Below are 12,723 nucleotides of genomic sequence, written 5' to 3'. Positions count from 1 at the left end.
CTGTCGCGGGGCAAGCCCGCTCCCACGTTGTAGACGTCAGTGGACGTCACGTGGGAGCGGGCTTGCCCCGCGATAGCCTTACAACCGGAATAACGCCTGCTCCAAGCTCAGGCTGTGCTTTTCGCTGTCCAAGTGCACCCGCGCACCCAGCGGCAAGCAAATATTCGGATCGCAATGGCCACTGCGCCATCCGGCCAGCACCGGCACCGCCAACGGCGCGAAGATATCCTCCAGCAGCGGCGTCATGGCCGAAACCGTAACCCCGGCAAAATCCCCCACCAGCACCCCACGCATCCCCTCCAGCTTGCCAGCCAGGCGTAATTGGGTCAGCAGCCTGTCGATCCGGTACAAAGGCTCGTTGACATCCTCGATGAACAAGATGCTGTCGCGCGTATCGATCTCAGCCAAGGTCCCCAACGTTGCCCCTAGCAACGACAGGTTACCGCCCACCAGACGCCCGCTGGCAGCGCCTGGCAGCACGCTGGTCAATGGGTAGTTGTGCGGGTGGGCAATCGCCGCGCCCTGCCCCAGGCGCCCGCGCAACTGCTCCAGTAACGAACTGACCGTCGGCTCCAGCTTCTCACCCAGCAGATCGGCATTGAGCATGCCGCCGTGGAAGGTGAGCAATCCTGCACGCTGGTTGATCGCCGTGTGCAGGGCGGTGATATCGCTATAGCCGATCAACGGCTTGGGATGGCGCGCGATCAGCTCGAAGTCGATCTGATCGAGCAGGCGCATGCTGCCGTAACCACCACGCATGCACAGGATGGCGTCGATCTGCGGGTCGCTGAAGGCATCATGCAGATCCTGCAAACGCTGCTGATCGGAGCCGGCAAGGTAGCCTTGGGCCTGGCTGACACCGGGGTAGATGCGGCACTGGTAGCCGCGGTCGGTAAACCATTGACCAGCCTTGGCCTGATCCAGTCGCGCTGGGCCTGCGGGGGCAATGATGGCGAAGCAGGCATTGGTCGGCAACGCCTGGGACAATGGGGCAACCCCGCGTTCAACACAGTTCATCGAGCAACTCCTTGTAGGGATCGGCTAGCCACGATGAGCGAAAGCATCAGCCTTGCCCAACGGGTAACGATCCCCCAATAAAAATGCCGATGGCGCCTCTCGGCGCGCATCGGCATGTTTGACTCAAGCCAGGTTCAGAGCTTGATCTTGGCTTCGTGCGCCTGCTGGTCAGCATGGTAGGACGAACGCACCAGTGGCCCGGATGCGACGTTCTTGAAGCCCATCTTGTAGCCTTCCTCGGCGAACCAGGCGAAGGTGTCTGGATGGACGAAACGCTGCACCGGCAAGTGGCTGCGCGAAGGCTGCAGGTACTGACCGAGGGTGAGCATGTCGATGTTGTGCTCACGCATGCGATGCATCACTTCGATGACTTCCTCGTCGGTCTCGCCCAGGCCCAGCATCAAGCCGGACTTGGTCGGGACATGCGGCACCAGCTGCTTGAACTTCTCCAGCAGGTCCAGCGACCAGTCGTAGTCCGAACCTGGACGGGCGGCCTTGTACAGGCGCGGCACGGTCTCAAGGTTATGGTTGAACACATCTGGCGGCTCTTGGGCGGTGATCGCCAGCGCCACGTCCATGCGTCCACGGTAGTCCGGCACCAGGGTTTCCAACTGCACACCTGGCGACAGCTTGCGGATTTCGCGAATGCAATCGGCAAAGTGCTGGGCACCGCCATCACGCAGGTCGTCACGGTCAACCGAGGTGATCACCACGTACTTCAGGCGCAGGTCGGCGATAGCCACGGCCAGGTTGTGCGGCTCATCCACATCCAGTGGCTTCGGTCGGCCGTGGCCAACGTCGCAGAACGGGCAGCGACGGGTGCAGATGTCGCCCATGATCATGAAGGTCGCAGTACCACCGGAGAAGCACTCGCCCAGGTTCGGGCAGGAGGCCTCTTCGCAGACGCTGTGCAGCTTGTGCTTGCGCAGCAGTTGCTTGATGCGATCTACCTCGGGAGAAACCGGGATGCGCACGCGGATCCAGTCTGGCTTCTTCGGCAGCTCTTCGGTGGGGATGATCTTGACCGGGATACGCGCCACCTTGTCGGCGCCACGCAGTTTCACCCCAGCTTCCACCTTCTTCGGCGCAGGGCGCGGGGTGACATCCTGGGATGGGATCAGGTTCGGCACGGCTTCTTGCACAATTGTCATATTCAGTCGATTCCGCCCGTGAGGGTCGTCTGCTCAGCATAGTCGAGGTGCTTGACCAGCTGTCCGCGCAGCCTTGTCCTGACCTCGGTGAGTTCGATCGGACCTGCCAGATCACGTAGCTGGGTCATGGCCAGCCCCGCATACCCGCAGGGGTTGATTCGGCGAAATGGCGCTAAGTCCATGTCCACGTTCAGGGCAAGGCCGTGGAACGAACGACCATTGCGGATTCGCAGGCCGAGCGAGGCGATCTTCGCCCCGTCGACATATACACCCGGCGCATCGGGTTTAGCGGCGGCGTCGACCTCGTAGCTGGCGAGCAGATCGATCAGGCTGTGCTCGATCCGGCTGACCAGCTCACGCACGCCAAAACCCAGCCGGCGCACGTCGAGCAACAGGTAGGCCACCAGCTGCCCGGGGCCATGGTAGGTCACCTGGCCGCCGCGATCGGTCTGCACCACCGGGATGTCGCCCGGCACCAGCAGGTGCTCGGCCTTGCCGGCCTGGCCCTGGGTGAAGACCGCGGGGTGTTCGACCAGCCAGATTTCGTCCTGGCTGTGCGCTCCACGCTGCTCGGTAAAACGACGCATAGCCTCCAGCACCGGTTCATAGGGCTGCAGGCCAAGCTCGCGAAAACCGAGACAAGTGGGCATCAGAGCACCATTTTCACGATGCCGGTAGCGCGCAGGGCGCTGTTGATGTCGTGCAGCTGGTCCTCGCTCTCGGCAACGATGTGCAGTTGCACCGTGGTGTACTTGCCTTCCTTGCTCTGACGCTCGGCCAGAGTGGCCATGTCGACTTTGGCGTGCTTCTTGAGGATTTCGATTACCGTGTCCTTGAAATTGACTACGGTGTCGCCAATCACCTTGATCGGATAATCGGCGCAGGGGAATTCAATCTTGTGCGACTTGACGTCAGGTTCGCTCATGGCGGAAACGGCCTCGTAAGCCGTGGCAACAACGACGCTCCCGCTGGAGTGAGCGGGAGCGTGGCAGGTCACGTTATCAGTTGAACAACCCGTAGAAGAATAGACGAATGCTATCCCACATACGGCGGAAGAAACCACCTTCCTCGACGCCGTCGAGGGCGATGAGGTCAGCGCTGTGGACCACTTTTTCGTCCAGTTTGACTTCCACTTTACCGATCACGTCACCTTTGGCGATTGGCGCGGTCAGTTGTGGGTTCATGGTCATCGAAGCCTGAAGGCGCTTCAATTGGCCTTTAGGCATAGTCATGGTCAGGTCGTTGGCCAGGCCCGCCTTGACTTGGTTGGTGGCGCCCTTCCAGACCGGAGCCTGAGTCAGCTCGGTGCCCTTCTGGTAGAAGGTCTGGGTTTCGAAGAAGCGGAAGCCGTAGGTCAGCAATTTCTGGGTTTCGGCAGCACGCGATTGCTCACTGTTGGTGCCGAACACCACGGCGATCAGGCGCTGGCCGTCACGTACCGCCGAGGCGACCATGCAGTAGCCGGCTTCGTCGGTGTGGCCGGTTTTCAGGCCATCGACGGTCTTGTCACGCCACAGCAGCAGGTTGCGGTTAGGCTGCTTGATGTTGTTCCAGAAGAACTCTTTCTGCGAGTAGATCGCGTAGTGAGCCGGGTCTTCGTTGATGATCGCACGGGCCAGCAGGGCCATGTCGTGGGCCGAGGAGTAGTGCTCCGGGTTCGGCAGGCCGGTCGGGTTCATGAAGTGGCTGTTGCTCATGCCCAGATCGGTAGCGGTCTTGTTCATCATGTCGGCGAAGGCATCTTCGCTACCGGCGATGTGCTCGGCCAGGGCCACCGACGCGTCGTTACCCGACTGGATGATGATGCCGTGCAGCAGGTCGCTGACGCTGACCTGGGTGCCGACCTTGATGAACATGCGCGAACCACCGGTACGCCAGGCGTTTTCGCTGACGGTGACCGGGTCGTTTTCGCCGATCTGGCCACGACGGATGTCGAGGGTGGCGATGTAGGCAGTCATCAGCTTGGTCAAGCTGGCTGGCGGCAGGCGCTCGTCACCGTTGTTTTCGACCAGCACGTTGCCGCTGGACGCGTCCATGAGTACGTAGGACTTAGCGGCCAACTGCGGTGGCGATGGCATCATCTGCTCCGCTGCGAAGGCAGCAGGCGTGATCATCAGCAGTACGGGCAGGCAAAGTCGTTTGGCAAGGTTGGTGATGTTCATCCGTCTCTCGAAAATCGCTAATGGTCTGATGTTTCGTGGGCAAGGCCCAACGGCTAGTCAGTCTAGTTATGCGAGCTGCGCTGCAGCCCAGACCCGAGGCCAGTGGCCTTGCGGGAAAAAACGGCCATTGTACATGGGCGCGTCTGGCAATTCATGACAAAACAGACAGGTCGGCGTCGACTTCTTCCCGGGCAAGCCCGCTCCCACAGGGTCATCGCTGCCCTTGTGGGAGCGGGCTTGCCCACGAAGGGGTGACGCAAATCAGTGCGTCGTGCCCCTTCAGTCCACCGTCTGGCGCAGGAGTTCCCTAGTCGGTCACCAGCTTGGCCTGACCAAGATTGGCCATGCGCACACTGTCCTGGGTCTGCTGGACTTCGCCCTGGCTGCTCATCGGCCCCAGGCGTACGCGGTGCAGGGTCTGCTGGTTACGTACGATCGAGCTGATGAACACCGGGGCGCTGACCATGGTGCTGAGTTTGGAGCGCAGCAGTTCAGCTGCGTCCGGGTTGGCGAATGCGCCCACCTGGAGGTACATGCCGCCATTGGCGCTTGGCGCGCTGTTGCTTGCGATCTGCACCGGCACGACTGCCGCAGCATGCTGCTGCGCTGGCGGAGTCCATTGCTCGACCTTGCCAGTACTGGCCGGCAGCGCTTGGGTCTGGGCCACTTGCGGCTCCTTGAGCACCAACGGCGCCTGTTGACCACGCTGCGCCCACCACTGCTGCGGGTCGATCCCCTCGACGCGCACCCGCGCGGTGCCGGTTTCGGCGTACCCAAGTTTTTTCGCCGCCGCGTAGGACAGGTCGATGATGCGGTCCGAATAGAACGGGCCACGGTCATTGACCCGCAGGATAACGCTACGGTGGTTGTCCAGGTTGGTCACCCGCACGTAGGCCGGCAGCGGCAGGGTCTTGTGCGCTGCGCTCATGCCGTAGAGGTCATAGACCTCGCCATTGGCGGTGTTTTGGCCATGGAACTTGGTGCCGTACCAGGAGGCAGTGCCCTCGGCGCGGTAGTTACGCGAGTCCTGGATCGGGTAGTAGGTCTTGCCCAGCACCGTGTACGGGTTGGCCTTGTAATTGCCGGTGTGCACGGTTGGCGTGGCGTCAGGGATCTTGTTGACATCCACATCCCACCACGGTGCGCCGTCTTTGTGAGCGCGGTTGATATCCAGGCCAGGTTGCGAACGAACCACGTTGCCGCCACTTTGCTGGGGCGGACGGCTGGACGAGCAGCTGGCCAGGACCACGCCAACGGCGATGCAGGTCAGCAGCTTGAAGGAATTCAGAGAAAATACGCGCATTACTTGACGCCCCGTGCAAGAACCAGCTGTTCCGAGAGCTGATGCACCGCCATGGCGTACATCACACTGCGGTTGTACCGCGTGATCGCATAGAAGTTCTTCAAGCCCATCCAATATTCCGGACCGTTTTCACCCTCGAGCTTGAAGGCGGTCACCGGCAGATCATCGCGCAGCGCATCATGGCTCGACCAACCCAGGGCTTTCAACTCCCCGACCGTCTTGACCGGCTCGATACCCGTGGTCAGGCCTTCATCGGCCCGTTCGCCACGTACCTGGGCGCGGCTGACCACGCCCTCGCCCGCAACCCAGCCGTGGCGCTTGAAGTAGCTGGCCACGCTGCCGATGGCGTCATCGGGGTTGTTCCAGATATTGATGTGGCCGTCACCGTCGAAGTCCACGGCATAGTTGCGAAAACTGCTCGGCATGAACTGCGGCAAGCCCATGGCGCCGGCGTAGGAGCCCTTGAGCATCAGCGGATCGAGCTGCTCCTCCCGGGCCAGCAGGAGGAACTCGCGCAGCTCCTTGCGGAAGAATTCGGCCCGTGGCGGATAATCGAAGCCCAAGGTCGACAAGGCGTCGATCACCCGGTAGTTACCGGTGTTGCGACCAAAGAAGGTCTCCACGCCGATGATCGACACGATCACCTGGGCCGGTACCCCATATTCCTGCTCGGCGCGGGCCAAAGTGGCCTCGTGCTGCCGCCAGAAGTCGACCCCGCGGGCAATGCGCGCGTCGGTAATGAACATCGGCCGGTATTCTTTCCACGGTTTGACCCGCTCGGCCGGACGCGAAATCGCATCGAGGATCGACTGCTTGCGCTGCACCTCGCGGAACACGCCCATCAGTTGTTCGCCGGCAAAACCGTAGTCGCGGGTCATTTCGCCAACGAACTCGGCCACCTGTGGCGAGCCGTCATAGTCGCCGGCATTGGCTTGCTGGACAGCGCCGAACAGACCGATTGCGCCGATCCACGGCAGACAACGGGCAGCCCAGGTACGCACTGCTTGCATGAAATTGGTCACCTTATTCAAACCTGCGCGATCCATTTGCGGTGTGTGTGGATCGACATCAGAACGCCAAACGCTGACAGCAGCGTCACCAACGAAGTTCCGCCATAACTAATGAAGGGCAGCGGCACCCCCACTACGGGTAACAAACCGCTAACCATACCGATATTGACGAACACGTATACAAAGAAGGTCATCGTCAGGCTACCCGCCAGCAGCTTGCCGAACAGGGTCTGGGCCTGGGCCGTGATCACCAGTCCGCGGCCGATCAGCAGCAGGTAGACGATCAACAGCAGGCAGATCCCGACCAGACCGAACTCCTCGCCGAGCACGGCGATGATGAAGTCGGTGTGGCTTTCAGGAAGAAAATCCAGGTGCGACTGGGTACCGAGCAACCAACCTTTGCCAAACACCCCGCCCGAGCCGATCGCGGCTTTGGACTGAATGATGTTCCAGCCGGTGCCCAACGGGTCGCTTTCCGGGTCGAGGAAGGTCAATACCCGCTGCTTCTGGTAATCGTGCATGACGAAGAACCACATCGCCACTGCCACCGGCACAGCGGCGGCCAGCACGCTGATGATCCAGCGCCAGCGCAGGCCACCCATGAACAGCACGAACGCGCCCGAGGCGAGGATCAGCAGCGCGGTACCCAGGTCAGGCTGGCGGACGATCAGAATGAACGGCACGCCGATCAGCACCAGACTGATCGCCACGTGCTTGAGATCCGGCGGCAAGGTGCGCTTGGCCAGATACCAGGCCAAGGTTGCCGGCATGATGATCTTCATGAATTCCGAAGGCTGGAAGCGGATCACCCCCGGGATGTTGATCCAGCGGGTCGCGCCCATGGCGTTGTGGCCCATGACGTCGACCACCACCAGCAGACACACCCCGGTCAGGTATGCCAACGGCACCCAACGGGCCATGAAGCGTGGTTCGAGCTGGGCGATGATGAACATCGACACCAGGCCAATGCCGAACGAGGTGGCCTGCTTCATCAGCAAGTCCCAGTTCTTGCCGCTGGCCGAATAGAGCACGAACAGGCTGCCAGCGGCGAGGGTCAGCAGGATGATCAGCAGCGGGCCGTCGACATGGATGCGCTGCAGGAAGCTGGCGCGCCGACGCATCACGTCTTCGCTGGAGAGCATGCGATCAAAGTTGTTCATCATTGCGGCGCTTCCTGGGCGACGGTGGGCGGCGCGAACTCGGTTTTCAGCCGGCCGCTCTCATCGAGCAACCAGGCATCCATCACCTGACGCATCACGGGGGCGGCCACACGGCCACCGGCTTCGCCGTTCTCGATCATCACCGAGACCACGATCTTGGGGTCTTCTGCCGGGGCAAAGCCGACGAACAAGGCGTGGTCACGATGGCGCTCCTGGACTTTGTTGCGGTCGTACTTCTCGCCCTGCTTGATCGCCACCACCTGGGCGGTACCACTCTTGCCGGCAATCCGGTACTGGGCGCCAGCGGCGGCGGCACGGGCAGTACCGCGGGCGTTGTGCATGACCTGCTCCATCCCGTGGGTGACTCGGGTCCAGTCGGCCTTGTCGCGCAGGATGATGTCATCGATCGGGTTTTCGTCCACCGGCGGCTGGCCTTCGATGGTCTTGGCCAGGTGCGGCCGGAACCATTTGCCTTTGCTGGCGATCAGCGCCGTGGCCTGGGCCATTTGCAAGGGCGTGGTCTGCATGTAGCCCTGGCCGATACCCAGGATCAGCGTCTCACCCGGGAACCAGGCCTGGCGGCGGGTAGCGCGCTTCCACTCACGGGTCGGCATCAAGCCGGAAGACTCCTCGAACATGTCCAGCGAGACTTTCTGGCCGAGGCCGAACTTGTTCATGTAAGTGGACAGGCGATCAATGCCCATCTTGTGCGCCAAGTCGTAGAAGTAGGTGTCGTTGGAACGCATGATCGCCAGGTCCAGATCGACCCAGCCATCACCACTGCGGTTCCAGTTACGGTATTTGTGGTCATAGTTGGGCAACTGGTAGTAGCCCGGGTCGAAGACCCGGCTGCTGGCGGTGACCACGCCACTGTCCAGCCCGGCGATCGCCACCGCAGGCTTAATGGTCGAGCCCGGCGGATACAAGCCGCGCAGGACACGGTTGAACAGCGGCCGGTCGATCGAGTCGCGCAGCTCGGCATAGGCCTTGAAGCCGATACCGGTGACGAACAGGTTGGGGTCGAAGCTCGGCTGGCTGACCATCGCCAGGACTTCACCCGAACGCGGATCCAATGCCACCACCGCGCCGCGCCGCCCGCCCAGGGCAAGCTCGGCCGCTTCCTGCAGCTTGATGTCCAGACTCAGGACGATGTCCTTGCCAGGAATCGGGTCGGTACGCTTGAGCACCCGCAAGACACGACCGCGCGCGTTGGTCTCGACTTCCTCGTAACCGACCTGACCGTGCAAGGCGTCTTCATAGAAGCGCTCGATGCCAGTCTTGCCGATGTGGTGGGTGCCGCTGTAATTGACCGGATCGAGGCTTTTCAGCTCTTTCTCGTTGATCCGCCCGACATAGCCGACCGAATGGGCGAAATGCGCACCTTGCGGGTAATGGCGCACCAGCTGCGCCGCCACCTCAACCCCCGGCAAGCGGAACTGGTTCACCGCCACCCGGGCGATCTGCTCTTCACTGAGCTCGAACAGGATCGGCACCGGCTCGAACGGTCGGCGCCCCTGCTTCATGCGCTTCTCGAACAGGGCACGGTCATCCGGAGTCAGCTCCAGCACCTCGACGATCACGTCCAGCACTTCCTGCCATTTGCCGGAGTTACCGGCCCGCTCGCGGGTCATGGTCAAGCTGAAGCTGGGTCGGTTGTCGGCGATGATCACCCCATTTCGGTCGAAAATCAGCCCACGAGTCGGCGGAATCGGCTGTACATGGACCCGATTGTTCTCCGACAAGGTGGAGTGGTAGTCGTACTGAATGATCTGCAGGTAATACAGCCGCGCGATCAGCACACACACCAGCAACATGATCGCCACAGCGCCGACCACGACGCGGTTGCGCACCAGGCGGGCGTCTTTCTCGTGGTCTTTGAGGCGAATCGGCTGCGACATCGGGCGGGCTTACAGGCTCATTTGTGGTAGGGATGCCCGGACAACACGGTCCAGGCGCGGTAGATCTGTTCGCCGATCAGTATCCTTACCAACGGATGCGGCAGGGTCAGCGGCGACAGCGACCAGCGCTGTTCGCTACGCGCGCACACCTCCGGCGCCAGGCCCTCCGGCCCACCCACCATCAAATTCACCGTGCGCGAATCCAGGCGCCAGCGATCCAGTTCGACCGCCAACTGCTCGGTGCTCCAGGGCTTGCCGTGCACCTCGAGGGTGACGATACGCTCGCCAGGCTGCACCTTGGCGAGCATGGCCTCGCCCTCCTGACGAATCAGGCGAGCGACGTCGGCATTCTTGCCCCGGGTGTTCAGCGGTATTTCCACCAGCTCCAGCGACAGCTCCGAAGGGAGGCGCTTGGCATATTCATGCCAGCCTTCCTCGACCCACTTGGGCATACGCGAGCCGACCGCGATCAATCGCAGACGCACGGCGCTTCCTTATTACTTGGTGAGCTTGTCGAAGAACTCGTTGGCACCGGTTTCCGAGCTGTGGTGCTTGCCATCGGCGGCACGGCTCTGCTCGGCCCCCATCCACAGGCGCTCCAGGTCGTAGAACTGACGCGCTGCGGCGGTCATCATGTGCACGATGACGTCGTTGAGGTCGAGCAGGACCCAGTCGCTCTCGCCCTTGCCTTCTTCGCCCAGCGGCTGCACGCCCTTGGCCTTGACCAGTTCGCGAACCTTTTCCAGCATCGCGTTGATCTGGCGGTTGGAGGTACCGGTGGCGATGATCATGTAGTCGGTCAGGCTGTGCTTCTCGCGTACGTCGATGACCTGGATGTCCTGGGCCTTGACGTCTTCCAGTGCGGCCTTGGCCAGCTCGACCAGTTCTTCGGCCTTGATGATGTTTTGCTTGGTCATATAAAACTCGTTCAACTCATTGAATGAGGCGCCCAATGGCGCCGTCAGTTGGACGCACGATACAGATCGTGCGCCTCGATATAGGCCAGTACTGCGTCCGGCACCAGGAACCGCACCGACTTGCCGCTGGCCAGCAGCTGTCGGATTTGCGTGGCAGACACCGCGAGCGGCGTCTGCCAGACGAACGAAATATGCCCCGCCGGGCCAGACATGGCGGCGGGATCGCTCTCCGAGCGCGCCGCCAGAAGGTTGCGCAGCTCGTCAGGGGGTTCGATATCGGCATCCGGGCGTTGCAGCACCAGGATGTGACAGTGTTGCAGCAACTCTTCCCAGCGATGCCAGCCAGGCAGGCCGCAAAATGCATCCCAACCCAGCACCAGGAACAATTGGTCGTCGTCAGCCAGCTCTGCCCGGATCGATTCCAGGGTGTCGATGGTGTACGACGGCTTGTCGCGTGCCAGCTCCCGGGCGTCAACGGTCAGGCATTCGACCCCGCTAACCGCGCTTTGCACCATGGCCAGGCGATCCTGCGCCGACACCTGGGGCGTGTCGCGGTGTGGCGGCCGAGCATTGGGCAGCAGGCGCAGCTCGTCCAGGCCCATGAACTCGGCCACTTCCAGCGCGCTGCGCAAGTGGCCGATATGCACCGGGTCGAAGGTACCGCCGAGAATGCCGACGCGCCGCACTGGCTGGGCGGTGCTCAACTCAGCAGGACTCCTGGCCGCGCAGTTGACCATCGCCGATCACTACGTATTTCTCGCAGGTCAGGCCTTCCAGGCCGACCGGGCCGCGGGCGTGCAGCTTGTCGGTGGAAATGCCGATTTCTGCGCCCAGGCCATATTCGAAGCCGTCGGCAAAGCAGGTCGGGGTATTGAGCATCACCGACGCCGAGTCGACCTCAGCCATGAAGCGCCGGGCCTGGCCCTGGTGTTCGGTGATGATCGAATCGGTGTGGTGCGAGCCGTAATGGTTGATGTGCTCGATCGCCTGGTCCAGGCCGTCGACCACACGAATCGACAGGATCGCGTCGAGGTATTCGGTGTGCCAGTCGTCTTCACTGGCAGGCTTGGCCTCGATGATCGCCTGGGTACGCTCACAGCCGCGCAGCTCGACGCCCTTGTCCTGGAAGCGGCGGGCCATTTCCGGCAGGAAGTCGCTGGCCACGCTTTGATCGACCAGCAACGTCTCCATCGCGCCACAGATGCCGTAGCGGTAGGTCTTGGCGTTGAAGGCCACGCGCCAGCCCTTGTCCAGATCAGCGTGCTGATCGATGTAGACGTGGCAGATGCCGTCGAGGTGCTTGATCACCGGCACGCGGGCATCACGGCTGATGCGCTCGATCAGACCACGGCCGCCGCGCGGGACGATGACATCGACGAACTCCGGCATGCTGATCAGCGCGCCGACGGCCTCGCGATCGGTGGTCTCGACCACTTGCACGACCGCTGCCGGCAGGCCGGCGGCAGCCAGGCCACGCTGGATGCAGGTGGCGATGGCGCGGTTGGAATGAATCGCCTCGGAGCCGCCACGTAGGATGGTGGCGTTGCCTGACTTGAGGCACAGGCTGGCGGCGTCGATGGTCACGTTCGGGCGCGACTCATAGATGATGCCGATCACCCCAAGCGGTACGCGCATTTTGCCCACCTGGATCCCCGACGGGCGGTAGCTCATGTCACGGATGGCGCCGACTGGGTCCGGCAAGCTGGCAACCTGGCGCAGGCCAGTGATCATGCCGTCGATGCGCGCCGGGGTCAGGGCCAGGCGGTCGAGCAAAGCTGGCTCAAGGCCATTGGCACGGCCAGCGGCCAGGTCCTGTTCATTGGCTGCGGTCAGCTCGCTGCGGGCAGCGTCCAGCGCGTCGGCGGCGGCCTGCAGGGCGCGGTTCTTCTGCGCGGTGCTGGCGCGGGCGATCACGCGAGAGGCCTCGCGGGCGGCGCGACCCAGGCGGGTCATGTAGTCAAGAACGGACTCAGTCATGGGCTCGGTGTCTTGGCGAAAGGGGAAATCGGCTGATTATAACTGGCACGCCCCTATACGCCCAGCGGCGGGTGGCGGATGGTAGAAGATGGCGAGGGTAATGGGTAGGAAAGATGTAACGGGCCTTA

13 protein-coding genes are annotated in these 12,723 nt (G+C 62.4%); all 13 read right to left on the bottom strand.

Annotation, left to right across the window (positions count from 1 at the left end; all coding sequences use genetic code 11):
• Positions 1 to 78 precede the first annotated feature (78 nt).
• A complete protein-coding gene (locus tag OIU19_RS21155; RefSeq protein WP_264236639.1) occupies positions 79 to 1,017 on the bottom strand; it encodes an LD-carboxypeptidase in 939 nt (312 codons plus the stop codon).
• 134 nt (positions 1,018 to 1,151) lie between these two features.
• Positions 1,152 to 2,168, bottom strand: coding sequence for a lipoyl synthase (lipA, locus tag OIU19_RS21150; RefSeq protein ID WP_225915626.1), 1,017 nt, complete (start codon positions 2,166 to 2,168; stop codon positions 1,152 to 1,154).
• A 2-nt stretch (positions 2,169 to 2,170) separates the two neighbouring features.
• Entirely contained in the window at positions 2,171 to 2,818 is a 648-nt protein-coding gene (lipB, locus tag OIU19_RS21145; protein WP_264236638.1) for a lipoyl(octanoyl) transferase LipB, read from the bottom strand.
• Entirely contained in the window at positions 2,818 to 3,093 is a 276-nt protein-coding gene (locus tag OIU19_RS21140) for a DUF493 domain-containing protein (RefSeq protein WP_186556668.1), read from the bottom strand. The genes lipB and OIU19_RS21140 overlap by 1 nt, the downstream gene beginning before the upstream one ends.
• 76 nt (positions 3,094 to 3,169) lie before the next feature.
• On the bottom strand, positions 3,170 to 4,330 hold the full coding sequence (locus OIU19_RS21135; RefSeq protein WP_264236637.1) for a D-alanyl-D-alanine carboxypeptidase family protein: 1,161 nt from the start codon (positions 4,328 to 4,330) through the stop codon (positions 3,170 to 3,172).
• A 307-nt stretch (positions 4,331 to 4,637) separates the two neighbouring features.
• Positions 4,638 to 5,633 carry a septal ring lytic transglycosylase RlpA family protein gene (locus OIU19_RS21130; RefSeq protein ID WP_264236636.1) on the bottom strand — a complete coding sequence of 332 codons (996 nt, stop codon included), beginning with the start codon at positions 5,631 to 5,633 and terminating at the stop codon, positions 4,638 to 4,640.
• A complete protein-coding gene (mltB, locus tag OIU19_RS21125; protein WP_186556665.1) occupies positions 5,633 to 6,643 on the bottom strand; it encodes a lytic murein transglycosylase B in 1,011 nt (336 codons plus the stop codon). Before mltB ends, OIU19_RS21130 begins: the two co-directional genes overlap by 1 nt.
• A 17-nt stretch (positions 6,644 to 6,660) precedes the next feature.
• On the bottom strand, positions 6,661 to 7,764 hold the full coding sequence (gene rodA / locus OIU19_RS21120; protein WP_264236671.1) for a rod shape-determining protein RodA: 1,104 nt from the start codon (positions 7,762 to 7,764) through the stop codon (positions 6,661 to 6,663).
• A 38-nt stretch (positions 7,765 to 7,802) separates the two neighbouring features.
• Positions 7,803 to 9,701, bottom strand: coding sequence for a penicillin-binding protein 2 (gene mrdA / locus OIU19_RS21115; RefSeq protein ID WP_264236635.1), 1,899 nt, complete (start codon positions 9,699 to 9,701; stop codon positions 7,803 to 7,805).
• Between the two features lie 17 nt (positions 9,702 to 9,718).
• Complete coding sequence (rlmH, locus tag OIU19_RS21110; RefSeq protein WP_009397919.1) at positions 9,719 to 10,186, bottom strand: 23S rRNA (pseudouridine(1915)-N(3))-methyltransferase RlmH; 468 nt, start codon at positions 10,184 to 10,186, stop codon at positions 9,719 to 9,721.
• A 12-nt stretch (positions 10,187 to 10,198) separates the two neighbouring features.
• A complete protein-coding gene (gene rsfS / locus OIU19_RS21105) occupies positions 10,199 to 10,618 on the bottom strand; it encodes a ribosome silencing factor (RefSeq protein WP_186556663.1) in 420 nt (139 codons plus the stop codon).
• Between the two features lie 44 nt (positions 10,619 to 10,662).
• Complete coding sequence (gene nadD, locus OIU19_RS21100; protein WP_264236634.1) at positions 10,663 to 11,355, bottom strand: nicotinate-nucleotide adenylyltransferase; 693 nt, start codon at positions 11,353 to 11,355, stop codon at positions 10,663 to 10,665.
• Positions 11,324 to 12,595 (bottom strand): glutamate-5-semialdehyde dehydrogenase, encoded by a 1,272-nt coding sequence (locus tag OIU19_RS21095; protein ID WP_264236633.1) that lies wholly within the window; start codon positions 12,593 to 12,595, stop codon positions 11,324 to 11,326. Before OIU19_RS21095 ends, nadD begins: the two co-directional genes overlap by 32 nt.
• Positions 12,596 to 12,723 lie beyond the last annotated feature (128 nt).

The organism is Pseudomonas sp. BT-42-2 (assembly GCF_025847435.2).
GTDB classification, from domain to species: domain Bacteria; phylum Pseudomonadota; class Gammaproteobacteria; order Pseudomonadales; family Pseudomonadaceae; genus Aquipseudomonas; species Aquipseudomonas urmiensis.
The sequence above is the reverse complement of the archived record's forward strand: the minus strand, read 5'-3'. Positions and strand labels throughout refer to the sequence as shown.

Coding starts and splice junctions, on each gene's coding strand:
- OIU19_RS21155 (WP_264236639.1), bottom strand. CDS start 1,017: ATGAACTGTGTTGAACGCGGGGTTGCCCCATTGTCCCAGGCGTTGCCG.
- lipA (WP_225915626.1), bottom strand. CDS start 2,168: ATGACAATTGTGCAAGAAGCCGTGCCGAACCTGATCCCATCCCAGGAT.
- lipB (WP_264236638.1), bottom strand. CDS start 2,818: ATGCCCACTTGTCTCGGTTTTCGCGAGCTTGGCCTGCAGCCCTATGAA.
- OIU19_RS21140 (WP_186556668.1), bottom strand. CDS start 3,093: ATGAGCGAACCTGACGTCAAGTCGCACAAGATTGAATTCCCCTGCGCC.
- OIU19_RS21135 (WP_264236637.1), bottom strand. CDS start 4,330: ATGAACATCACCAACCTTGCCAAACGACTTTGCCTGCCCGTACTGCTG.
- OIU19_RS21130 (WP_264236636.1), bottom strand. CDS start 5,633: ATGCGCGTATTTTCTCTGAATTCCTTCAAGCTGCTGACCTGCATCGCC.
- mltB (WP_186556665.1), bottom strand. CDS start 6,643: ATGCAAGCAGTGCGTACCTGGGCTGCCCGTTGTCTGCCGTGGATCGGC.
- rodA (WP_264236671.1), bottom strand. CDS start 7,764: ATGCGTCGGCGCGCCAGCTTCCTGCAGCGCATCCATGTCGACGGCCCG.
- mrdA (WP_264236635.1), bottom strand. CDS start 9,701: ATGTCGCAGCCGATTCGCCTCAAAGACCACGAGAAAGACGCCCGCCTG.
- rsfS (WP_186556663.1), bottom strand. CDS start 10,618: ATGACCAAGCAAAACATCATCAAGGCCGAAGAACTGGTCGAGCTGGCC.
- nadD (WP_264236634.1), bottom strand. CDS start 11,355: ATGGTCAACTGCGCGGCCAGGAGTCCTGCTGAGTTGAGCACCGCCCAG.
- OIU19_RS21095 (WP_264236633.1), bottom strand. CDS start 12,595: ATGACTGAGTCCGTTCTTGACTACATGACCCGCCTGGGTCGCGCCGCC.